Genomic DNA, 21526 nt, shown 5'->3' with positions numbered 1-21526 from the left:
CTATGAGCAACATAAGGCACCTTCGGGCCCTGCAGGCATTCGACGCAGCCGCCTCCCGCCGAAACCTCAGCAGAGCGGCTGCAGACCTGGGCGTGACCCACGGCGCCGTCAGCCGCCAGATCAAGCAGCTGGAGCAATATCTCGGCGTTACGCTGCTGCGCAGGTTGCCCGGTGGGGTAGAACTCACGGAAGCCGGAACACGGCTGCACCTGGCGACGCAGGACGCTTTCGCGGCGCTGGAACAGGGCATCGGCGCAACCCGGCGAACGCGAACGCCCCGCTCCCTGACGATTTCGCTCTCCTCGTCACTGGCGATCAGGTGGCTGGTGCCCAAGCTGCCCCGGTTCCGGGACCGGCATCCGGGCATCTCCGTTTATCTGGACACCAACGATCAGCTGGTTGATTTCAGAGAAAGCGATGTCGACGTGGCATTGCGCTACGGTGGCGATCCGCCGGACGGTCTTTACTGCGAGCGCCTGCAGAGCGAACAGCTCGTCGCCGTTGCAGCGCCGTCCTTTGTGCCAGTGGGCCCGGTCGCGCCTGCATCCATAGCCGGATTGCCGCTGCTGCACGACCGGTTTCATCCGTTCTGGGACAGATGGGCGGCGGAGGCGGGATTGCACGACCCCGACATTCAATCGAGAAGCTCCACCTTCCCCGACTCTGCCGTTCTGATCGCGGCCGCGATAGACGGACAGGGCGCGATCCTCGTGCGTCGCATTCTTGTCGCGGATGATCTTGAGGCGGGCCGGCTGATCCGTCTGGGTGACGCGGAAATCCAGCTGGAAAAGGCGCTTTACTTCGTTTGCAGGCAAGGTGACCAGCGATCGCCACCCGTCAGCACCCTGCGCGCATGGCTCACCGAAATCTGCGCACGGTGGTGACCGGTTGTTGCCGCTGGTGGAAGGAAAAGAGTGGTGCCCCCCGCCGGAATCGAACCGGCACTCCCGAAGGAACGGGATTTTGAATCCCGCGCGTCTACCAGTTCCGCCAGAGGGGCAACTGACACCGGAGAGGGTGCCTATCATGGGCCAAGTGCCGATGCAAGCGCCCGCTCGCTCTGCTGCACCGGAATTCGGCATGTCGCGGGAACATCTCGGCGGCCGCGGAACCGATGCGCCAACCTGATGTCCCGGACGCTTAGCCTGCTAACAAAAGCGCAAATTGTGCGGCTTTTCTGGACAAGCGTTTTGGGCTTGGCTAGAACGATTGCATGAGCAAGTCAGGACGTGAAATCGAGCTCAAGCTCGAACTGGATCCATCCGCCCAGGACACCTTGAAGCGCATGGGCGCAATTGACGGTTTCACGGCCGGCCGTGCGGTGACCAAGACCTTGCAGTCGATCTATTTCGACACGCCCGACCAGGCGCTGCGCAAGGCGAAGATCTCTCTCCGCGTCAGGAAGTCCGGGCGCAGCTGGGTGCAGACCGTCAAGGTGGGAACCGGCGTCGTCGCGGGGCTGTCCTCACCCGTCGAAGCCGAACATCCGGTCAGGGGCCGCGCGCTCGACTTCACGGTGATCGAAGATCCGGAAGTTGCCCGGGTTCTTGAGAAAACCATCGGCGATGCGCCCTTGAGCGAATGCTTCGAAACCGTGATGAAACGCACGGCGCGCGAGCTGACGCGCGATCAGGACGGTGCCCGGATCGAACTGGCGTTCGACACGGGCAACATCCTCGCAGGCGACGGCAGCCAGCCGCTCGCCGAACTCGAGATGGAACTGCTCGAAGGCCCGGGCCAGGCAATTTTCGATGCCGCCAGGGGGCTGTTGAAAGACGCTCCCTTCCGGTTCTCCCCCTACAGCAAGGCCGAGCGTGGCTACCGGTTTGCCGAGGGCAGGCAACCGGAGACGCCGGAGCCCTGTTTTGCCGAGAAGATCAGCTTCACGCCCGGCACCAGCGTGGAACTGGCCTTTCGCGACGTCCTGCGGTCCTGCCTGAAACAGATTTCGGAAAACCGCGTCGTCGTCATCGGGTCGCGGGACCCGGAAGGCCCGCACCAGCTGCGCGTCGGGCTGCGGCGCTTGCGCAGTGCCTTCCGTCTGTTCAGGCCGGGACTGAACCCGGCCACCGTCGCACCCCTGGACCGGATGGCCAGGACGATCGCCGCCGAAGCCGGTTCGATGCGCGATCTCGATGTGCTGATCGACGAAATCGTGCAGCCGCTGGCGGACAAGACGCCGGCAAACCTGTCGCTCGACATCCTTCTGGCGAAACTGAACGCCTCTCGCAGCGAGGATACGCGCAATGCCGTCGTCGACCATCTGAAGTCTGCAGAAGTCAATGGGTTCCTGCTGGACCTGGCGGCCTACACGGAAGGCCGCGGCTGGCTCGATCCGGAAAATTTCGACCAGACGGCGCTGCTGGCGCAACCGATCGAAACCTATTCGTCCAAGGCCCTCGCCAGGCAATGGAAAAAGGTGCTCCGCTACGGCAAACGCCTGGAAGAGCTCACGATTCCCGAGCGGCACGAAATGCGCAAGGCGATGAAGAAGATGCGCTACGGCATCGAGTTCTACAATTCGCTTTATCCGGTGGACACGGTAAAGCCCTTCCTGAAACGGATGAAAAAGCTTCAGGACATTTTCGGTTACCTCAATGACGTGGCCATGGCCGAGACCCTGCCGCAGAAGGTCGCTGCCGGAGGCAAGGATGCGGTCGCCGTCGGCCAGGCGATCGGCTTCGTGATCGGCTGGCACGAATCCCAGTGCCAGACCATGTGGCAACACGCCAAGGGCTACTGGGAAGCCACCCGCGAAACGCCCCGCTTCTGGCTCTAGAAGCTGATCGCGAAGCTGCCATGCGATCCCGACCGCCACCCCGGCCCAGAGCCGGGGTCCCCTGTCCAATCGCATTCAGGTCCCGGATCAGGTCCGGGACGGCGCAGGTTGCGGAAAAGCCACGCAGCAAAGCGGAACCTGTCACAAGGAAGCAAGTGCGCCCTATCGTCACCCCGGGCGAACAGCGTGAGACCCGGGGGCCGGGGAACCCCGGTGTTCCGGGAGGGCGGACCAAGAACATCATGTCCTCTGCCTCCCCGATCCCGGCTCTGCGCTGCGCTTGGCCGGGATGACGAGCGGAAAAAACACCTCATCCTGAGGAAGCGCGTCAGCGCTGTCTCGTAGGATAGGCGGCTGGCACGCTGCCGTGCGGCCCATCCTTCGAGACGCACGCAAGCGTACTCCTCAGGATGAGGCTGTGGATTGGAGTGACACAGGTCAGGTGTTGGCGATCGACACGAGCGTCTCGCGCAGCCACTTGTGTTTCGGATCGCGCGTCATGCGCGGATGCCAGCTTGCGACGATTTCAAGATGGGGCAGCTCCAGGGGCGTCCTGACACGGGAAAAGCCGTGGTCGAATGCCGCCGCGATCCGGACCGGAACGAAGGCGAGCAGAGGTCTTGATTTCATGAGTTCCAGCAGCATCGCAAAACCCGGAACGGCAAGCACCACGTTTCTCTTCCGACCCACCGCTTCAAGCGCGTCGTCAATCGGTCCGCGAAAGCTGCCGCCGGTCGGGTCGACGAAGCCGTGTTCAAGCTCGCAGAACCGGTCAAGAGTGATGTCTGGGCCGTCCGCGAGATCCCCGTAACTGGAAAGGCAGACAAAGTCGTCCCTGTAAAGGAAACGCGACGGCAGATCGGGCACCGCCAGCTCCCGGTCGCTGAGCACCAGATCGATCTCGCCGTTCTCCAGCTGCCGCGCAACTCCCTCCGCAGGTCTCGGCAGGATCGAGACGCGTGCGCCGGGCGCCGTCCGGAGTACCCTCTCGGCAAACGTGTCCAGGATCGTGTGCAGGAGATAGTCACTGCCGCAGACCCTGACCGTGAACGCGGAGCTGGTTGGATCAAACGCGTCCGGCGCGAGAAGCAGACCGATGTCATCCAGAAGCTCCGCCACCCGCGGGGCGATCCCGTCGGCCCTTGGCGTCGGCACGATGCCGTGAGATGTGCGGACGAACAGGTCGTCATCAAAGGTGTCCCGCAGGCGCCTGAGCATCCCGGACACGGTCGGTTGCGTCAGGGAGAGCCTGGACGCCGCCCGCGTGACGCTACGCTCCTTGTAGAGTGCATCGAATGCGACAAGCAGATTGAGATCGGCATGCCTGATATTGAAGTTCTGCATATCACTTATTGAATAATACATTTTGATCAATAACAAGCAGGCGGCAATAATCTTTCTGTCCGGCGAACCTGGTGGCGGAGAGAGATGGCAAAGAGTTCGGAATTCTATCCGCCTTGGCAAATGGTGGAGCACGGAACGCGGCTGGCCAATTGGCTATGGCACGGACCCATTCGGCGTTACCGGGCGTGGCGAAAACTGCGGAAAGATCGCCTGAAACTGGCTGCCCTCGGCAACGCCGCGCTCAAGGATCTGGGGATCGATCGCAGTGAGATTCCCTCCATCATCCACGCAGGTGAAAACGAGCGCCGGCGCAATCATGGCGCCTAGCGTATTCCTGTTCGCATTCCAGCAAAACCTCGGAGAACTGACATGCCCGCACTGTCTGGGCCGGCAACCCGGTTTCAAGTCGATCCGCGCCTGATCCTGCTCGCAGGGTCGTTGATCGCGCTCGTCGCCCTGGGGATGCGACATTCTTTCGGCCTGTTTCTTGGTCCGGTCACCGGAAGTCTTCCCGCCGTCGACCGGGAAACCTTCGGCTTCGCCATCGCCTTGCAGAACCTCATGTGGGGCATCGCACAACCCTTTGCCGGCATGATCGCGGACCGGTTCGGCAGCGCACGCGTAATTTTTGCCGGGGGCCTGCTCTATGCAGGTGGACTGCTCTGCGCATCGGCCGCATCGACATCTCTCGGCCTTGTTCTCGGGCTTGGCGTGCTTGTCGGCATCGGACTGAGCGCCACCAGCTATGCCGTCGTGCTGGGAGCGGTCGGTCGGCGGTTTCCGCCCGAGCGCCGCAGCTCGGCGCTTGGCGTTGCTTCGCTCGGAGGCTCCCTCGGCATTTTCCTTTCGGTCCCGGTCACACTAAGCCTGATCGACGCGTTCAGCTGGCCTCTGGCGCTCGTCAGCCTGGCACTCGTTGCGGCAACCATCTGCGCGCTCGCACCGGTTCTGAGCGGACGATCGGTCGAACCCGGTGCTGACCAGTCGCTGCGGTCGGCGCTTTCCGAAGCCCTGTCACACCGTGGATTCGTGCTGCTCGTACTCGGCTTTTTCGTGTGCGGGTTCCAGCTCGCCTTCATCGGCACGCATCTGCCCGCCTATCTGCTGGACCGGCACTTGCCGGCTTGGGTCGGCGGCGCCGCGCTCGCAACCATCGGTGCGACCAATATCGCCGGAACGTTCATCTGCGGTCTTCTCGGCGACCACCTCAGCAAGAAGAAGATCCTGGTTATCCTCTACCTGGCGCGCGCCGCGGCCGTCGCCCTGTTCGTCCTGTTTCCGCCGTCGGATATCTCGACCCTCGTCTTCGCGGCGGTGATGGGCTTCACCTGGCTCGGCACCGTTCCCCTGACGACCGGGATCGTCGCGCAGATTTTCGGTGCGCGCTACCTGGCAACCCTGGTCGGGATCGTCTTCCTGATGCACCAGACCGGCAGCTTTCTTGGTGCCTGGCTCGGCGGGCTCGTGTTCGAGCGAACCGGCAGCTACGACATCATGTGGTGGAGCGTCGTCGCGTCCGGCGTTGTCGCCGCGCTTGTGCACCTTCCGATCGACGAGCGCCCTTTGGCGGCAAAGGATCGCGTCTTCGGGAACGCGCTGAGCAATGCGTGATCGGTACCGGGTTCTTTGGGGTGGTGTGTGCCTGGCTGTCCTGGCGGCGCTTTCCCTTCTCGGCATCATGTCGGTGAACGCCTACCAGAAGCTCTTTCTGGATCTGGCGGTCTTCCGGCTCATGTGTCTCCAGGAATATCCCGGCGTCCTGGCGCCTCAACTTGCCGTCTGAAAGGCAGTGTTTAGGAGAACAGTATGAGCGAACAGAAATCAGGAAAAGGACCGGTCCTCCGGCTGTTTCAGGTCAGGATCAGGCAAGGCCACGCAAAGACCCTTCTGGAGAAATTCGCGACCACATCGGTGGACGTGGTCAGGCACGAACCCGGCAATTCAGGATATTTCTTCGGGCGGGGCATCGCCTCCGATGAGGACTATCTCGTGTTTGCCTCGCTCTGGGACGATCTTGATGCCGTGAAACGGAGATTTGGAGATACGTGGCAGCAGTCCTTCCTGCCCGAAGGATACGAGAACCTGATCGAGGAGCATTCGATCCGCCATGTCGATTTGAGCACAGGGTGGGCGGTTTCACCTCAGGCAACAGGGACCGCGACCTGAAATCGGCGGCATCACGCAAAAATCGAACGGAAAGCGGCAGCGCGCCCGGTTCTGGACGGACGGTGCCACTTCAGGACGCCTGCTCATCTAAGCAATTCTCCCCGCTACGGAAGTTTGCTATGGTGAGCCATGATTTACTGCTTTGCGGATTTCGAGCTCGACACGACGCGCCAGGAACTTCGGTGCAAGGGTGAGCCGGTCAATGTCGAACCGCTGGCTCTTGATCTGCTGAAATTGCTCATCGACAACCACGACCGCATGGTCTCCAAGGACGAGATCAATTCGGTCCTGTGGAACGACCGCGCTGTTTCCGATGCCGCACTGTCGACCTGCGTGAAGTCGGCCCGATCCGCCGTGGAGGATTCCGGTGCGAAGCAGGAGAAGATCAAAACCGTACATGGCCGCGGGCTGCGCTGGGTCGCCCCCTTTGAACGGCGCGCTCCGCAAGCAGTTGCCGAACCGGTGGCAACACCGGAAACCGGGAACGGCGACCACCCGGTGCAGGACGCCTCACAGCGGCCGTCGATTGCCATACTGAAATTCGACGCCATCGGCGACGACCCGGTTGCGCGCACACTGGGCGAAGCCATTCCGCACGAACTCATTGCGGCGGTTGCGCGCCTGCGCTGGATTTCGGTGATCGCGCGTGGCTCCTCCTTCCGCTTCGGGTCACGTGATAGCGATCTGTCGGACATCCGGACACAGCTTGGCGTCCGTTACGTCTTGTCCGGCAGCGTCGAAAAATTCATCGACCAGGTCATCATCAACGTGGTCCTGACCGAAACCTCCGATGGCCAGGTCATCTGGGCAGACCGGATCAAGGCGTCGATCGCGGAGGTACATGACATCCGCGAGACGATCATCGCCGAGGTCATTTTCGCGATCGAGGTGCAGATTCCGCTGAGCGAGGCCTCAAGGGCGCAACTGCAATCGCCGGAAAACATCGACGTCTGGACCACCTATCATCTCGGGCTCCAGTCGCTCTATCGGTTTGACGCTGCCGAGAACGAGGTCGCCATGGCCATGTTCAAGAAAGCAGTGGCGATGGAGCCCGGGTTCGCCCGCGCACATGCCGCGCTTTCCTTCGCCCATTTCAAGACAGCCTTCATGAACTATTCGGACAACCGGGCATTCGCGGTCGATGCGGCCAGGCGGGCAGCGGAACGCGCCATCGAGATTGATCCGATGGACCCGTTCGCGAACTTCAACATGGGCCGGTCCCTTTGGCTCACCGGCGATCTGGACGGGGCGAAGACCTGGCTGAACCGGTCCACCTCCCTCAGCCCGAATTTTGCCCAGGGCCTGTATGCGCGGGCCTGGACGGAGACGCTCACGGGATCCAGCTCGGACGGCATGCGTCTTGCCGACGAAGCCCGCGGCCTGAGCCCGCTCGATCCGTTGCTGTATGCGATGCTCGGAACGCGGGCGCTCAGCCTTTCGATCGAAGGTCATGACAAGGAGGCCGCACTCTGGGCGGAGCGGGCGGCGCGCGCGCCCGGCGCGCACAGCCTCATTCGCGTGATCGCCATGTTCACCAACGAGCTTGCCGGCAACGAGGCGGAAGCGGCGCATTGGGCCGCACAGGTCCATGCCGAGCAACAGCCGATCACGCAGGAACACTTCTTCCGCTCCTTTCCGTTCGCGGATCAGGCTGTGCGCAAACGCTTCTCCGAGGCGTTGAAGCGGCGCGGCGTCGACTAGGATACGGACCCATAAATGAAGCCGATTTGGCGGCAGAAATGGCAAAATCTCGAGAGGAAGCGTGCGTAGAGCGGGCTTTTTGCCCGGTCAAGCGCGGTGACGCTGCGAGGTGAAGCCATTTTGCCGCCCTTCGGATTTGGCCGTTTTGGCCATCTGCCGCGTCGCGAAAGGCTTGAAAATGAACCACATTTCCTGCGCTTTCGCTCCTCGCAGCTGGTTAAAACGATCCAAACCAAATTGACTTCATTTATGAGTCCGTACCCTAGGGTCAGGACAGCGCCTGCGGCAAACCTGCGTCCAAAAATCTCCATGATTGGGGAACGCTTTTTCAAAAATCCTCATGGTTTCCTCAAACTTCGCTCAAGACTTGGTTGAAAAGCCGTGTCACTTTCCTCAGCGTAAGCAGATCGCATGCCGTGCCAGATACCGGCGGCGCTTTGTTGCAACCCGTTTTAACGCAAGGAAAGAGTATGACCGGCGGAACACTCAGAACGACATCAGGCGTTGGCCACACCTATGACAGCATTCTCGACACGATCGGCAACACACCGTCCGTGCGCATCAACAACCTTGCCCCGGACGGCATAAACCTCTTCGTCAAGTTCGAAGCGGCGAACCCGGGCGGCTCCGTCAAGGATCGCCTGGCCGTGAACATCATCGAGGCCGCCGAACGAAGCGGCAAGCTCAAGCCCGGTCAGACCGTTGTCGAAGCAACCAGCGGCAACACGGGGATCGGGCTCGCCATGGTATGCGCACAGAAGGGATACCCGCTTGTCGTCACCATGGCCGACAGCTTCTCCATCGAGCGCCGCCGTCTCATGCGCTTGCTCGGTGCCAAGGTTGTCCTGACACCGCGCGCGGAAAAAGGCTTCGGCATGTACCGCAAGGCGGTTGAACTGGCAGAAAAGCATGGCTGGCTGCTGGCGCGCCAGTTCGAAACCGAGGCGAACGCGGAAATCCACGCGGCAACCACCGCCCGGGAGATCATGGCGGATTTCGAAGGCCAGCGGCTGGACTATTTCGTGACCGGTTACGGCACGGGCGGAACGGTGACCGGGGTCGGCCGCGTGCTCAGGGTCGAACGCCCCGACACGAAGATCATCCTGTCCGAACCCGCCAACGCCCAGTTGCTCGGCAGCGGTCACGTCCAGGAACGGACCGGCGACGGCTCGCCCGCCGCAAGCCATCCGGCCTTTGAACCGCACCCGATCCAGGGCTGGACGCCCGATTTCATTCCGGCCGTTCTGCAGGAATCCGTTGACAATCACTACTACGACGACCTGCGCCCGGTTGCCGGCATGGCCGGCGTTGAGTGGGCCAAGAAACTCGCGTCCCAGGAAGGCATCCTGACCGGAATTTCGGGCGGTGCGTCCTTTGCAATCGCGATCGAAGTCGCCCAAAAAGCCGAGCCCGGTTCGACGATCCTTTGCATGCTTCCCGACACGGGGGAACGCTATCTCTCCACGCCGCTGTTTGAGGATATTCCGGAGGACATGACAGATGACGAAGTCTCTATCTCCAAGTCCACTCCCGGCTACCACCTGGGCTGATGCAACGGATCAAATCGACGTTCTTCGGACCGCGCAGGCCCACGCAACGGCCTATCGGCGCGGGCTGAAGGGAAAGCCGTGTGCACCGAAGCGAAACTACCGGGAGATGCTGGGCGTCTTCTCCGAGCCCCTGCCGGAAACCGGCAGCAACGGGGCCGACGTCGTGAACGAACTGGTGGACCGCGGCGAACAGGGGCTGACACAGATGACCCATCCCGGTTTTTTCGGGTGGGTGCTGGGCGGCTCCTCGCCGGTCGGCGTGGCCGCCGACTGGCTCGCCGGTGCCTGGGGCCAGAACGCGGCCTTTCACACGTCTTCACCGACGGCAGCGGCGGTGGAAGAGATTGCTGCGGGCTGGCTGCTCGATGTTCTGCACCTGCCCGAAGAGGCAGCGGTCGGTTTCGTCACCGGCGCGACCGTCGGCAACTTCACGGCACTTGCCGCTGCGCGCGGCGCCGTCCTGCGCCGGGCTGGCTGGGATGCGGATGGGGACGGGCTTTTCGGAGCGCCCCCGATCACCGTTTACGTCGGCGACGACGCGCACACGTCGGTCTTTTCGGCTCTCGGCTATCTTGGCCTGGGACGGAACCGGGTGAAGCGGGTCAGGTCCGACGGCGAAGGCCGGATGATCGCATCGGATCTGGCGGCTCAGCTGGCAGGGCAGGAGGGGCCAACCATCGTGATTGCCCAGGCCGGCCAGATCAACACGGGTGCCTTCGATCCCTTTCAGGACATCCTGGAGATCGCTAAACGGCGCAACGCCTGGATACACGTGGATGGCGCTTTCGGGCTCTGGGCACGCGCCCACCCGGACTACCGCCCCCTCACCAACGGCGTCGAGTGGGCGGATTCCTGGGCGGTCGACGGGCACAAGTGGCTGCAGACTCCCTTTGATTCAGGCTATGCCATTGTCCGCGATCGCGACAGCCTGCAAAAAGCGATGAGCATTGACGCCAGCTACCTGCCGATGGTGGGTGAACAGGACCGGATCCCGTCGTTTCTTGTCCCGGAACTGTCGCGCCGTGCCCGCGGGCTGCCGACCTGGGCCATGCTCAAATTCCTCGGAAGACAGGGCGTTCAGGATCTTGTCGGCCGGCATTGCGCGATCGCCGGCAAGATCGCCGAACGCCTGCGCGGCGCAGATGGCGTTCGTGTCGTCAACGACGTTGTCCTCAATCAGGTGATTGTCAGCTTCGGGCGCGCCGGGGAGACCGCCTTGCAACGAAAGGCCCTGACGGAAGCCGTCATCGCGAGGCTTCGCGACCACGGCTCGATCTTCGTTGGCGGTGCCCGCTGGCGGGACGACTGGGTGATGCGGATTTCGGTGATCTGCGACGCGACGATGCCGGCCGACGCCGGCCCGGTCGCCGATCTCATCCTTGACGCCTGGCACGCAGTTGCGGGCGGATCCGCAGCCTTGTCCCGGAAAGACGCCCGGCAGCCGGTCCCTTGACCCCGGCTCGCGCCGGGATGGATGCTTTGACCGGATTCACGCGCGATGGTATCGATACCATATCGGGTTGGGCGACGAACGGGAGCAGGTGGATGATCTCAAGGGAACAGATCGAGTTCTATTTCGAACACGGCTATCTGCTGGTCGAAGACGTCCTCTCCGCCGAGCAGCTCCGGAAGATGCAGGAGATCACCTACGATTTCATCGACCGGTCAAGGCATGTCAGCGAAAGCAACGACGTCTACGACCTTGATGGGGGGCATTCGCGGGAAACGCCCAAGCTCACGCGGATCAAGTTGCCGCACAAGCAGCACCCGTTCTTCTGGGACGTTCTGAAAGCTTCCCGCATTACCGAGGTCCTCCGTCAACTGGTCGGCCCGAATGCCGTTCTTCAGACATCCAAGCTCAATGCCAAGGCACCGGGCGGCGGAGCTGCCGTCGAGTGGCACCAGGACTGGGCCTTTTACCCGCACACCAATGACGACATGCTGGCATTCGGCGTCATGCTGGAAGACGTCACGCCAGAAAACGGTCCGCTCCAGGTGATCCCGGGTTCGCACAAGGGTCCGATCCTCAGTCACAACAGCCGCGACGGCATCTTCTGCGGCGCAGTCGACCCGGATGATCCCGCGTTTCAACGCGACAAGGCCGTGTCGATCACCGGCAGGGCAGGTTCCATGTCGGTCCATCACGCGCGAACGCTGCACGGATCCGCGCCCAACGTGTCTGACAAGGCGCGCCTGATGCTGTTTTACGAATGCTGTGCGGCGGACGCCTGGCCGCTCATGGGCGGCTCGGCCTACCTTCAACGGCTGCCGCAACGCGAACAGTGGGAAGACCTGCTCGACCGGGTCATCATCGGCGAACCGGTCCTGGAACCGCGCATGACCCAGGTGCCGGTCCGGCTGCCCCTGCCCCCAGCCGAAGACGTCAGCTCGATCTTTCAGCTTCAGAAGTCCGGCGGCGCGCGCAGCGCCTTCTGATCCCCGGCGTCTTGGCAGGCATCACGGCCGGCGAACCATCCGGGCAGAACACCCTGATCGATCCGCCGGTGCAAGACCTGTCAGGCGGTCAGGGCCGGTTCTGCCGCAAGCTCTTCCAGGAGCCGGGCAACCGCTTCCGCGCCCGGATCGTTGTGGCCGGAAAGTGCGGCCTCCGAGACATAACTCGCCCGGCCCGCCCGCGCGCGGGTGATCCGGGACGTGGCGTCTGCCCCCTGGCGCGCTTCGCGCGCCGCCGCATCGATCCCGTTTTCCAGAGCATTGAGCGCAGGCATCATCGCGTCGATCATCGTCCGGTCGCCGGGTTTGGCCCCGCCGACCTGCATCACCCGGTCAAGGCCTGCCTTCAAGGCACCGATGGAATCGCTGCCGCTTGAGGACGCGTCGCCCGCCGCCGCGAAGAAGATCGCCAGCAACACCCCGGACGACCCGCCCATCGTCTGGCTGAGCTCGACCCCGATCGCACGGTAGAGCTGGGTCAGATCGGCCAGCGGCATCCGGTCGAGCGCCGTCAGAAGCGCGCGTGCGGCGGTCGCCAGCGTGCTTCCGGTGTCGCCATCGCCCGACTTGGCATCAAGCGCGTTGAGGTCGTCTTCCGCCGCGATCAGGATGTTGCAGCACTTTTCGATGAACCGCCGCGTATCGTCGTTCTTCGACGGCAATGGCTGGATCGGTGACAGACCATCGGGAAGCGGCAAAATGGACACCGGACCGAGCGCGAGACAACCCGGCCAGACCCACGGCGCCACCGGTGCCTGCAGGAGCGCTTCTTCCGTCTTGCTGACCGGCAAAAGCGAAACCGAGAAACCATGCATGTCGAGCGAGGTCATCATCGCTGCCGGCCCGACAAGCCAGCGGATCTGTCCGCCAATGCGCGAATGCGTCAGTTCCTCGGCGAGGACGGACATCTCGAGCGGTGTCGTCCCGCCGAGATTGTTCAAAAGCGCAACATGCGGACCGGGCGCCAGCGCCGGTTCGAGCCGGTCGACCACCATGGCCATGGCCGATTTTGCGTTGGAGAAGGCAACCTGTTCGATCCCCGCTTCACCGTGGATGCCGAGGCCCAGTTCCGCCATGCCAGGGCCGATCCGGTCCTCCTTGGGAGACCCGGGGATCGTGCAGGTATCCAGCGACATGCCGATGGAAACCGCACCGGCAATGACCTGCTCGGCGGCTTCCGTGACCGTGGCGAGATCCGCCCCCTGGTCGGCGAGCGCGCCAGCAATCTTGTGAACGAAAAGCGTTCCGGCGACCCCTCTTGCCTGGGGCAGGTCGGGCAGGGCAACGTCGTCATCGACGATCACCATGTTGACTTTCAGGCCGAAGGCCCGTGCGCGCTCAACCGCCAGGCCGAAATTCAGGCGGTCGCCCGTGTAGTTCTTGACGATGACGAGGCAACCGGCCTTTCCGGTAACCGCGAGAATGCCCGCCAGGACCGCATCAACGGACGGCGAGGCAAAAACCTCCCCGCACACCGCGGCCGTCAGCATCCCCTGGCCGACGAAACCGGCGTGACTGGGTTCGTGGCCGGATCCGCCGCCGGACACGAGGGCCACCTTCGACTTGTCCCAGTCGGTTCGCACCACCACCTTGATATGCGGATAACCGTCGAGGCGTGCCAATCGGCCGCCTGCCGTACGCAAAGCACCGTCAATGGCTTCCGTGACCAGTGCTTCCTTTGAGTTGATGAACTGCTTCATGTTCCCTCTCCTCAGGTGATGCGGACGCCGCCGGCGTCAAAGAAAAGCGGATTGCGGGGCTGAATGGCGACCGTGTCGCCCGGTTCCAGATCCGCATGTGCATCGGCGAGCGTGACGACGTCATGTCCATCAAGCTTGAGATGCAGCCGGATCTGGTCCCCAAGGTGTTCGACGCGCTTCACCGTCGATCCCTTGCCCTCTCCTTGTTGTATGTGTTCGGGTCTGAGCCCGATTTGCGCGGCCCCGGCCGGGGCACCGGCGAACATGTCCGCCGGCAGCACGTTGATACGGGGCTGCCCGAGCCGGCCGGCGACATAGAGATTGACCGGGTTCTCGTAGATCTCGCGCGGTGTCCCGAACTGCACCAGCTTGCCCTGGTCCAGAACGCCGATATGGGTCGACATGGTCATCGCCTCGATCTGGTCGTGGGTGACGTAAAGCAGCGTCGCGCCGAGACTTTCCTGAATACGCTTCAGTTCGATCCTGAGGTCCGAGCGCAGCTTGGCATCCAGCGAACTGAGCGGTTCGTCCATCAGGTAGATGGTTGGGTCCCGGACAAGGGCGCGGCCGATGGAAACACGCTGCATTTCACCGCCCGAGAGCGCCGTCGCCTTGTTGTTCAGCTTGTGCGAGATCCGGAGAACCTCGGCGACTTCCGCCACCTTGCGCTCGATCTCCTCGGCCGGTGTCTTCAGAAGCGGCGAGCGCAGCGGGAAGGCCAGATTCTCCCGGACGCTCATATGCGGGTAGAGCGAATACTGCTGAAACACCATGGCGACATTGCGCTGCGCCGGCGTGTCCTCGACCACGGACCTGCCGCCGATCGAAACATCTCCAGCGTCCGGCTCCTCCAGCCCGGAGATCAGGCGCAGGATCGTGGTTTTTCCGGCCCCAGTCGGGCCGAGCAAGGTAACGAATGCCCCGTTGGGGATGGTCATGCTCACGTCGGAGACGGCAACCGTGTCGCCGAACGCCTTCGAAAGATTGGAGAGCCGCACTTCAGACATGGGCAAGCACTCCCTCGTTGAGATCGGACCTGAGGGCGCGACCGCTCTGATTGTCGAAAAGCGTCGCTGTCGTGCCGTTGAACGCAAGGCCGACGGTCTCACCGGGTCTTGCCGGCTGATCCGAGGGTATCCTCGCCTTGAGGTCGCCGCCCACGGTTTTCACGGTCACGATCTGGGTCGTTCCCAGGTACTCGGCCGCGACCACCTCGCCCCGGTTGCCGCCGTCATCATTGAGCGCGATATGCTCCGGCCTGATCCCGTAGACGAGATCCCCCTCGAAAGGTTCGCGCACCGTCGGAACCGCAAGGTCCACGTGGTGCATCCGGACGCTCGAGGAGCCCGCATGAACCTCGCCGTGAAAGCGCAGGAAATTCATGGATGGCGATCCGATGAAATCGGCCACGAACATGGTCGCCGGCTTGTCGTAGATATCCTGCGGGGTGCCGAACTGTTCGATCACGCCGTGGTTCATGACGACGATCTTGTCGCCCATCTGCATCGCTTCCAGCTGGTCGTGGGTGACATAGACCGTCGTGGCGCCCATGCGGTCATGAAGTGCGCGCAGTTCCTCGGCCATATGCTCGCGAAATTCCGCGTCAAGCGCGCCCAGCGGTTCGTCCATCATGAAGGCCTTCGGCTCGCGCACGATCGCGCGGCCGAGCGCCACGCGTTGCCGGTCTCCTCCCGACAGGCCGCTCACGGGCCGGTCGAGAATGTCCTCGATGCCGAGAATGCGGGACACTTCGGCCACCTTTTCCGTGACATGCTTCTTGGACATGCCCTGGCTGACCAGCGGATAGCTGATGTTCCGGCGCACGTTCATGTGCGGGTAGAGCGCGAACATCTGGAAGACGAAGGCGATGTCGCGCTGGCGGGCAGGCTTCTGGCCGACCTCTTCCTTGTCGATGTAGATTTCACCCGAGGTCGGCAGTTCCAGACCGGCAATCATGCGCAGCGTCGTTGTCTTGCCGCATCCGGACGGGCCCAGCAGCATGAAGAACTCGCCGTCCTCGATCTTGAAGGAAGAGGACTGCACGGCGGTGAAGTCGCCGAATTCCTTCCTGAGGTTCTTGATTACGATTTCAGCCATGGTTCTAGTCCGGAAAGTGACTGACGATGATGAACATCACCGTGCCGGTCAGTGTGACGATGAAGGAGTAGGTGTAGGCCCACAGCACGACCGGCTGCATCAGCATGACGACGCCGATGGCGATCAGCACCGATGCGAGCATCTCCCAGGGACCACGCCGCAACCGCATAAGACCTTGTACGAACTGGCTCATTTGCGCACCGCTCCGAATGTGATGCCGCGAAGCAGGTGTTTGCGCAGCAGGATTGTGAACACCATGACCGGGACGAGAAACAGCGTCGCGCCGGCAGCCACCGCCGGCCAGTCCTGGCCGCCGACGCCGATGATGGTCGGGATGAAGGGCGGTGCCGTCTGTGCGGTGCCCGAGGTCAGAAGGACCGCGAACGCATATTCGTTCCAGGAAAAGATCAGGCAGAAGATGGCCGTCGACGCGATCCCGGTGGCCGCCTGCGGCAGCACCACCTTGTAGAAGGCCTGGAACCGCGTATACCCGTCGATCAGTGCGGCTTCCTCATATTCGCGCGGGATTTCATCCATGAACCCCTTGAGCAGCCAGACCGCGAGCGAGATGTTGACCGCCGTGTAGAGCAGGATCATGCCCAGATGCGTGTCGGACAGGCCAAGCGTGCGGAACATCAGGAAGATGGGGATGGCGACCGCGATCGGCGGCATCATCCTGGTCGACAGGATGAAGAACAGGAGATCGTCCTTCAAGGGCACCTTGAAGCGCGAGAACGCGTAGGCCGCGAGCGTGCCCAGGAAAACGGACAGGAACGTCGATCCGAAGCCGATGATCACCGAGTTCAGGAAGCGTTCGCCATAACGTGACGGGCCGGCGATCACCATGTCGCGATTGCGCACGATCTCCTCGTACCAGGTTGCCGGGGGCGGCAGCGCCTGCAGCGCTTCCGGAGACACGCGCGTCCGGGTCGTGAAGAGGTTCACGTACCCTTCCAGCGAGGGTTCGAAGAAGACCTTGGGCGGATAGGCGATGGCATCGACGGGCGACTTGAACCCGGTGGTCAGGATCCAGACGAGCGGCAGCAGCGTGATGACCGCGTAGAAGACGACCAGGGTGCCGGCCAGCCACTTTTGCAGCCGCGAAGGTTCGGTAATGGAATAGCTGCTCATCTTTCCTTCACCTTGTTCAGGGCTTTCACATAGATCGACGCGAGACCGAACACCGTCACGAACAGGATGATCGCGTAGGCGGACGCGTATCCGGTGCGCCACTTCTCAAAGGCTTCGCGCTTCAGGTTGATGGAGGTGAGCTCGGTCACCGATCCGGGCCCGCCGCCTGTCAGCTGCACGACGAGATCGAACATCTTGAAGTTCTCGATCCCTCTGAAAAGAACCGCCAGCATCAGGAACGGCAGCACCATGGGCACCGTGATCGTCCAGAACTGCCGCCACTGGCTGGCCCGGTCGATCTCCGCCGCCTCGTAGATATAGTCGGGGATCGACCTGAGCCCGGCGAGACAGATCAGCATGACGAAGGGCGTCCACATCCACGTGTCGACGATGACGATCGACCAGGGGGCGAGCTTGACATCACCGATCATCTGGAAGGACGACGGGTCGATGCCTGTCAGGAAGGAGATCCCGTAATTGAAGAGACCGATCTGCGGCTGGTAGAGAAAGGTCCAGAAATTGCCCACGACGGCCGGCGACAACATCATCGGCAGAACGATCAGCGTCGTCCAGAGATCGTTGCCCTTGAATTTCCGGTTGATGAGCCAGGCCAGCGTGAACCCGATCAGCACCTGCAGAAGGATGGTCCAGAACAGGAAATGTGCCGTCGCCTGCATCGTCAGCCAGATGTCTTCATCCGTCAGAATGCGTTCGTAGTTGCGAAGCCCGATATAGTCGACTTCCCGGTTCGGCCGGTTGGCGCGAAAGTTGGTGAAGCTCAGGTTGATCGTCCAGATCAGCGGGAAAATGTTCACCGCCAGGAGCAGGAAGATCGTCGGCAGGACGAAAAGCCAGGCTATTGCGCGATCGCTCAAGCCCCGAATTTTGGCCGCAACCGAGGGCGGCGTCGCTTTCGCTACGCGGTCGATAGGGGTATCTGACATCTGTGGCCCGTTTGGAAAGGTGGTCCGGAAAAACCGGCGGGAGAATGTCCCGCCCTGGCGGTGGATCAGCCGCCCGCCGGCATTTCGGGGTCGGACGGGCAAGCGTGCTGCTTGCCCGCCCGTGTTTGGAAAGCCCTCAGAGCTTGCCTTCGTCCTCGAAGACTTCCGTCCAGTCCTCGATCAGCTTGTCCAGAGCCTCTTTTGCCGTTCCCTGATCGGCCACGACATAGTCATGAAGGCGTTTTTGCATCGCCAGCAACAGCTCCGCATAGGCAGGCTCTTGCCAGAAGTCCATGACGCCGTCCATGGCGAGCAGGAAGTCCGCTGCAAACGGGGCGCTGTCCGCGAAGTTCGGATCGTTAAGCACGCTGACGTGGCATGAATAGCCGCCGAGATCCCACCACTTCTTCTGAACGGAGGGCTGCGCGAACCACTTGATGTATTCAAGGGCTGCATCCTGCTTGTCGGAATAGGCGACAACGGAAATGCCCTGCCCGCCGAGCGTGGATGCTTCCTTCAGCTGGCCCGGATTGACGAAGAAGCCGATCTTGTCGCCACCGGTATCCGGATCGGCGTAGAGACCCGGGAAGAAGGCGAACCAGTTCATGGCCATGGCCACCTGGCCGGACTTGAACGCATCAAGCGACTGTTCCATGTAGCTGTCGGTGTAGCCCGGAGGTGTCGATGTCTTGTAGAGCTCCTTGTAGAACTCCAGACCCGCGACGGCATCCGCCGAGTTCACCGCGCCTTCCATGTCGTATTTGCCCGGCGTCATTTCATATTTGAAGCCGAACGGATACATGGCGCTGGTCGCGCCCATGGTGATGCCTTCCGATCCGCGCTCGGTGAAGATCGCGGCGCCGTAGCGCTTCTGCCCGTCAATTTCGCGGCCCTGGAAGAACTTGGCGACTTCGAGCAGTTCCATCTGTGTTTTCGGCGGGGCCAGGTCGCGTCCGTGCTCGGCCTTGAAGGCCTCCTGGATTTCCGGCATCGCGAACCAGTCCTTGCGGTAGAACCAGCCGTTCGCATCACCCATGGCAGGCAGCGCGTAATAGTTCGGTGTCCCCTTAGGCCACGTCGAATAGGCATAGACGGTCGCCGGAGCGAAGTCGTCCATGGAGATGCCTTCCTTGTCGAAGAAGTCGTTCAGCTTGACGTAGTGGCCGTTTTCGGCACCGCCGCCGATCCACTGGCTGTCACCGATCAGAAGATCGCAGAGCTTGCCGCCCGAGTTCAGCTCGTTGAGCATGCGGTCGGCAAAGTTCGGCCAGGGAACAAATTCAAACTTCATGGTGTGGCCCGACTGGGCCTCGAATTCCTTGGAAAGTTCAACAAGAGCATTGGCCGGATCCCATGCGGCCCAACACAGCGTCAGTTCGTCTGCCTGCGCCTGAGACACGCTGAGCCCGCTGGCCGCCACAAAAGCGGTCGCCGCGAGAAGTTTCGCAGTTTTCATCGCTGATTTCCTCCCGAAATGATCGCACCCCGGCACCTGCCGGACGGCGGCACTCCTCCAAGTGCCCGGCAAGCCTATTTGACATACGTATGTCAAGTCAACATCAAAACTGACATACGTCTTTCTTTTTTCGCTAGCAAACCGGAAAAAGCTCCAAAAATGGATATTAACTACCTAATTTTATTGACTTTTCGGGAAATGCATCGCCTGCGAAAGAACGTCCACTCAGTAGAGATTTTCCCGCATGACGATCTCGATGCGGATCTGCTCCTGGGCTTCGTAGATGCCGGCATCATCGCATTTTGCCCGCAAAACGCGTAACGCGCTGCGTGCGAGATGGCCGACATTCTGCGCTATCACGGCATCGACTTCGCCATCCACCAGCGCCTGGCGTGTCACCGGCGTCAGGTCATGCGCGACGACCACGAGATCGAGACCGGCGGCCGACTCCCGCAAGGCCTCCAGCATGATGGCATTGCCCGACCCCATGGAGTAGACGGCTTTCAGGTCGGCATGGGTTGCCGTGGCGCGGGCGAGCGTATCGCGAATGCGTTGCGGGTCGTCGTGAAACTCGATGGTCGGCAGGGCCTTGAGCTTCGGGAAGTCGCGTGAAAGCACTTCATCCAGGCCGTAGCGACGCTCGATACTGTCACGCGCCACCATGGAATTGCTCGTCACAAGGATGCATCCGGTTTCCCTGCGCAGGAACCTTCCAAGCAGCGCACCGGCCGTCTGGCCTGCGGAGAAATTGTCAATTCCGATAAAGTGGTCACACCTTGAATTCGGCAAATCGGAAACAAAAGCAACGACATAGGCGCCCGCACTCTTGATGTGCGCAATCGCGTCGCGCACCTGCGGCGTCTCCGGGACCATCAACGCGACCCCGTCAAGTGTCCCCAAATCCAGGGATTTCAGGCGCTTGACCACCGCGTGCGGGTCCGCCGCATTCACATAAACGATCTCGACATCGGCCCGGTCGGTCACCTGGGCCGCCGCCGCCTCGCGCACCGCACCCGCGACCGTCTCGACGAAATGGTTTGGACCTTCCGGCAGAACGAACATGAACTTGTAACGCCGCTTCCTGGCCAGGTTCGCGGCATTCGTATCCCGGACATAGCCGAGCCTCCGCACTGCCTCCTTGACACGTTCGGCATTTTTCGGCCGCACGTCCGCACGGCCGTTCAAGACCCGGTCGACGGTCGAAAGACTGACACCTGCTTCGCGCGCAATATCGTGGACTGTCGGCTTCACTTCGCTTCTCTCCCGAGGGACCGTCAATCTGGCGCGCCAAACTGACATACGTCAATCAAAATGTAGCGCCGGTACAGCCTTTTCCAAGAAAATGAATATGTGTCAGGAGGTTATGAATGAGCCCTGACCCTAAGGAGCGAGGGTCTCCGTGTGGCCGTCGATGGCGAGGATCTGTCCGGAGATTTTCCGGCCCGCGTCGGAGGCGAGAAAGGAAATCATGTTGGTGACGTCCTCCGCCGTGACCCAGGTCTTCATCGAGACACCGTCCACGTAAAGCGCCCGCACCTCGTCCTCGCTCAGCCCCCGTGCGGCGGCCTCGTTGGCGACAACCCGGTCCATGCGCGGCCCCTCGACGGCGCCGGGGCAAATGGCGTTGACGCGAATGCCGTGCGGACCGAGTTCCATCGCGAGCGTCTTCGTCAGGCCGACGATCGCCCATTTGGCGGCCGCGTAAGGAGAACGCATCGGATAGCCCATGATGCCCGCGGTCGAGGACGTCAGGGTAATCACGCCCGATCCCTGCGCCTTCATCACCCGCGCCGCCCAGCGGCAGGTCAGAAACGCACCATGCACGTTGGTTGCGACGCAGCTTTGCCAGTCCCCGTAGTCAAGCGTCTCGATCGCACCGGCCGGGCCACCGGTGCCCGCATTCGCACAAACGACATCCGCGCCGCCCCACCTGGCCTCGAGCTCGGCAAGGAAATCCCCCATCTCGCTCTCCGAGGTCACGTCGGCGACGGCCGCAACGGCATTTGGGTGCTGCTCGGAGAAGGAAACGACGGCCTCCGCATCGGCATCACAGATGGCGACTTGCGCGCCCTCGCTCAAAAAGCGTTCGGCGATGACCCGCCCGATCCCGGCGGCGCCGGCAGACACGAGAACCCGCTTTGTCATGAAATAACGCCTTTCTGGATGAGACGACCAAGATGAGGGCTGGAAAGTGCCCGTACCCC

At 62.2% G+C, this 21526-nt stretch carries 20 protein-coding genes and 1 tRNA gene; 10 read left to right on the top strand and 11 right to left on the bottom strand.

The features are described from left to right. Window positions 1–2 precede the first annotated feature (2 nt). Complete coding sequence (locus ACO08A_RS12235; RefSeq protein WP_422041317.1) at window positions 3–884, top strand: LysR substrate-binding domain-containing protein; 882 nt, start codon at window positions 3–5, stop codon at window positions 882–884. Window positions 885–915: 31 nt separating this feature from the next. Here the strand turns inward: ACO08A_RS12235 and ACO08A_RS12230 are convergent. After that, window positions 916–1000, bottom strand: a tRNA-Leu gene (locus ACO08A_RS12230). 213 nt (window positions 1001–1213) lie between these two features. Between ACO08A_RS12230 and ACO08A_RS12225 the strand changes: the two genes are divergently transcribed. Then, complete coding sequence (locus ACO08A_RS12225) at window positions 1214–2779, top strand: CHAD domain-containing protein (RefSeq protein ID WP_422041316.1); 1566 nt, start codon at window positions 1214–1216, stop codon at window positions 2777–2779. A gap of 438 nt (window positions 2780–3217) precedes the next feature. Here ACO08A_RS12225 and ACO08A_RS12220 read toward each other — a convergent pair whose 3' ends face one another. Further along, window positions 3218–4123, bottom strand: a complete 906-nt coding sequence (locus ACO08A_RS12220) for a LysR family transcriptional regulator (RefSeq protein WP_422041315.1) — start codon at window positions 4121–4123, stop codon at window positions 3218–3220. Window positions 4124–4207: 84 nt separating this feature from the next. On the opposite strand from ACO08A_RS12220, the gene ACO08A_RS12215 reads away from it, so the two are divergent. The 8 genes from ACO08A_RS12215 to ACO08A_RS12180 all read left to right on the top strand — a co-directional run bounded on the left by ACO08A_RS12215 (window position 4208) and on the right by ACO08A_RS12180 (window position 11976). After that, the gene (locus tag ACO08A_RS12215) at window positions 4208–4450 is read left to right on the top strand and encodes a DUF1127 domain-containing protein (protein WP_422041314.1); all 243 of its coding nucleotides are present in this window, start codon (window positions 4208–4210) and stop codon (window positions 4448–4450) included. A 42-nt stretch (window positions 4451–4492) separates the two neighbouring features. Continuing rightward, complete coding sequence (locus ACO08A_RS12210) at window positions 4493–5734, top strand: MFS transporter (RefSeq protein WP_422041313.1); 1242 nt, start codon at window positions 4493–4495, stop codon at window positions 5732–5734. Continuing rightward, window positions 5727–5906, top strand: a complete 180-nt coding sequence (locus ACO08A_RS12205) for a hypothetical protein (protein ID WP_422041312.1) — start codon at window positions 5727–5729, stop codon at window positions 5904–5906. Before ACO08A_RS12210 ends, ACO08A_RS12205 begins: the two co-directional genes overlap by 8 nt. 23 nt (window positions 5907–5929) lie before the next feature. Continuing rightward, entirely contained in the window at window positions 5930–6289 is a 360-nt protein-coding gene (locus ACO08A_RS12200; protein ID WP_422041311.1) for an antibiotic biosynthesis monooxygenase, read from the top strand. Window positions 6290–6418: 129 nt separating this feature from the next. Continuing rightward, window positions 6419–7990 carry a winged helix-turn-helix domain-containing tetratricopeptide repeat protein gene (locus tag ACO08A_RS12195; protein ID WP_422041310.1) on the top strand — a complete coding sequence of 524 codons (1572 nt, stop codon included), beginning with the start codon at window positions 6419–6421 and terminating at the stop codon, window positions 7988–7990. Between the two features lie 470 nt (window positions 7991–8460). Next, window positions 8461–9540, top strand: coding sequence for a cysteine synthase A (gene cysK, locus ACO08A_RS12190; protein ID WP_422041309.1), 1080 nt, complete (start codon window positions 8461–8463; stop codon window positions 9538–9540). Beyond that, window positions 9491–10993 (top strand): pyridoxal phosphate-dependent decarboxylase family protein, encoded by a 1503-nt coding sequence (locus ACO08A_RS12185; RefSeq protein WP_422041308.1) that lies wholly within the window; start codon window positions 9491–9493, stop codon window positions 10991–10993. The genes cysK and ACO08A_RS12185 overlap by 50 nt, the downstream gene beginning before the upstream one ends. A gap of 92 nt (window positions 10994–11085) precedes the next feature. Next, window positions 11086–11976 carry a phytanoyl-CoA dioxygenase family protein gene (locus tag ACO08A_RS12180; RefSeq protein ID WP_422041307.1) on the top strand — a complete coding sequence of 297 codons (891 nt, stop codon included), beginning with the start codon at window positions 11086–11088 and terminating at the stop codon, window positions 11974–11976. An 80-nt stretch (window positions 11977–12056) separates the two neighbouring features. Here ACO08A_RS12180 and ACO08A_RS12175 read toward each other — a convergent pair whose 3' ends face one another. The 9 genes from ACO08A_RS12175 to ACO08A_RS12135 all read right to left on the bottom strand — a co-directional run bounded on the left by ACO08A_RS12175 (window position 12057) and on the right by ACO08A_RS12135 (window position 21467). After that, window positions 12057–13694 (bottom strand): dihydroxyacetone kinase subunit DhaK, encoded by a 1638-nt coding sequence (locus ACO08A_RS12175; RefSeq protein ID WP_422041306.1) that lies wholly within the window; start codon window positions 13692–13694, stop codon window positions 12057–12059. Between the two features lie 11 nt (window positions 13695–13705). Then, window positions 13706–14701 carry an ABC transporter ATP-binding protein gene (locus ACO08A_RS12170; protein ID WP_422041305.1) on the bottom strand — a complete coding sequence of 332 codons (996 nt, stop codon included), beginning with the start codon at window positions 14699–14701 and terminating at the stop codon, window positions 13706–13708. After that, on the bottom strand, window positions 14694–15791 hold the full coding sequence (locus ACO08A_RS12165; protein ID WP_421980221.1) for an ABC transporter ATP-binding protein: 1098 nt from the start codon (window positions 15789–15791) through the stop codon (window positions 14694–14696). Before ACO08A_RS12165 ends, ACO08A_RS12170 begins: the two co-directional genes overlap by 8 nt. A gap of 4 nt (window positions 15792–15795) precedes the next feature. Next, on the bottom strand, window positions 15796–15984 hold the full coding sequence (locus ACO08A_RS12160; RefSeq protein ID WP_421980222.1) for a hypothetical protein: 189 nt from the start codon (window positions 15982–15984) through the stop codon (window positions 15796–15798). Continuing rightward, complete coding sequence (locus ACO08A_RS12155) at window positions 15981–16922, bottom strand: carbohydrate ABC transporter permease (RefSeq protein ID WP_306142097.1); 942 nt, start codon at window positions 16920–16922, stop codon at window positions 15981–15983. Before ACO08A_RS12155 ends, ACO08A_RS12160 begins: the two co-directional genes overlap by 4 nt. After that, window positions 16919–17866, bottom strand: coding sequence for a carbohydrate ABC transporter permease (locus ACO08A_RS12150; protein ID WP_306142098.1), 948 nt, complete (start codon window positions 17864–17866; stop codon window positions 16919–16921). Before ACO08A_RS12150 ends, ACO08A_RS12155 begins: the two co-directional genes overlap by 4 nt. Before the next feature lie 136 nt (window positions 17867–18002). After that, on the bottom strand, window positions 18003–19322 hold the full coding sequence (locus ACO08A_RS12145; protein ID WP_421980223.1) for an ABC transporter substrate-binding protein: 1320 nt from the start codon (window positions 19320–19322) through the stop codon (window positions 18003–18005). Window positions 19323–19547: 225 nt separating this feature from the next. Then, window positions 19548–20573 carry a LacI family DNA-binding transcriptional regulator gene (locus tag ACO08A_RS12140; protein WP_422041304.1) on the bottom strand — a complete coding sequence of 342 codons (1026 nt, stop codon included), beginning with the start codon at window positions 20571–20573 and terminating at the stop codon, window positions 19548–19550. Window positions 20574–20702: 129 nt separating this feature from the next. Next, window positions 20703–21467, bottom strand: coding sequence for an SDR family oxidoreductase (locus ACO08A_RS12135; protein WP_422041303.1), 765 nt, complete (start codon window positions 21465–21467; stop codon window positions 20703–20705). Window positions 21468–21526 lie beyond the last annotated feature (59 nt).

This window comes from Roseibium sp. (assembly GCF_965232425.1).
GTDB lineage: Bacteria > Pseudomonadota > Alphaproteobacteria > Rhizobiales > Stappiaceae > Roseibium.
This window is presented reverse-complemented; position numbering and strand designations above follow the sequence as displayed.

Bases quoted from the DNA above. Each gene is read 5' to 3' on its own strand.
- ACO08A_RS12225 (WP_422041316.1), top strand. From the start codon at position 1,214: ATGAGCAAGTCAGGACGTGAAATCGAGCTCAAGCTCGAACTGGATCCA.
- ACO08A_RS12145 (WP_421980223.1), bottom strand. From the start codon at position 19,322: ATGAAAACTGCGAAACTTCTCGCGGCGACCGCTTTTGTGGCGGCCAGC.
- ACO08A_RS12160 (WP_421980222.1), bottom strand. From the start codon at position 15,984: ATGAGCCAGTTCGTACAAGGTCTTATGCGGTTGCGGCGTGGTCCCTGG.
- ACO08A_RS12210 (WP_422041313.1), top strand. From the start codon at position 4,493: ATGCCCGCACTGTCTGGGCCGGCAACCCGGTTTCAAGTCGATCCGCGC.
- ACO08A_RS12220 (WP_422041315.1), bottom strand. From the start codon at position 4,123: ATGCAGAACTTCAATATCAGGCATGCCGATCTCAATCTGCTTGTCGCA.
- ACO08A_RS12195 (WP_422041310.1), top strand. From the start codon at position 6,419: ATGATTTACTGCTTTGCGGATTTCGAGCTCGACACGACGCGCCAGGAA.
- cysK (WP_422041309.1), top strand. From the start codon at position 8,461: ATGACCGGCGGAACACTCAGAACGACATCAGGCGTTGGCCACACCTAT.
- ACO08A_RS12165 (WP_421980221.1), bottom strand. From the start codon at position 15,791: ATGGCTGAAATCGTAATCAAGAACCTCAGGAAGGAATTCGGCGACTTC.
- ACO08A_RS12180 (WP_422041307.1), top strand. From the start codon at position 11,086: ATGATCTCAAGGGAACAGATCGAGTTCTATTTCGAACACGGCTATCTG.
- ACO08A_RS12150 (WP_306142098.1), bottom strand. From the start codon at position 17,866: ATGTCAGATACCCCTATCGACCGCGTAGCGAAAGCGACGCCGCCCTCG.
- ACO08A_RS12135 (WP_422041303.1), bottom strand. From the start codon at position 21,467: ATGACAAAGCGGGTTCTCGTGTCTGCCGGCGCCGCCGGGATCGGGCGG.
- ACO08A_RS12185 (WP_422041308.1), top strand. From the start codon at position 9,491: ATGACGAAGTCTCTATCTCCAAGTCCACTCCCGGCTACCACCTGGGCT.
- ACO08A_RS12200 (WP_422041311.1), top strand. From the start codon at position 5,930: ATGAGCGAACAGAAATCAGGAAAAGGACCGGTCCTCCGGCTGTTTCAG.
- ACO08A_RS12235 (WP_422041317.1), top strand. From the start codon at position 3: ATGAGCAACATAAGGCACCTTCGGGCCCTGCAGGCATTCGACGCAGCC.
- ACO08A_RS12155 (WP_306142097.1), bottom strand. From the start codon at position 16,922: ATGAGCAGCTATTCCATTACCGAACCTTCGCGGCTGCAAAAGTGGCTG.
- ACO08A_RS12170 (WP_422041305.1), bottom strand. From the start codon at position 14,701: ATGTCTGAAGTGCGGCTCTCCAATCTTTCGAAGGCGTTCGGCGACACG.
- ACO08A_RS12205 (WP_422041312.1), top strand. From the start codon at position 5,727: ATGCGTGATCGGTACCGGGTTCTTTGGGGTGGTGTGTGCCTGGCTGTC.
- ACO08A_RS12215 (WP_422041314.1), top strand. From the start codon at position 4,208: ATGGCAAAGAGTTCGGAATTCTATCCGCCTTGGCAAATGGTGGAGCAC.
- ACO08A_RS12175 (WP_422041306.1), bottom strand. From the start codon at position 13,694: ATGAAGCAGTTCATCAACTCAAAGGAAGCACTGGTCACGGAAGCCATT.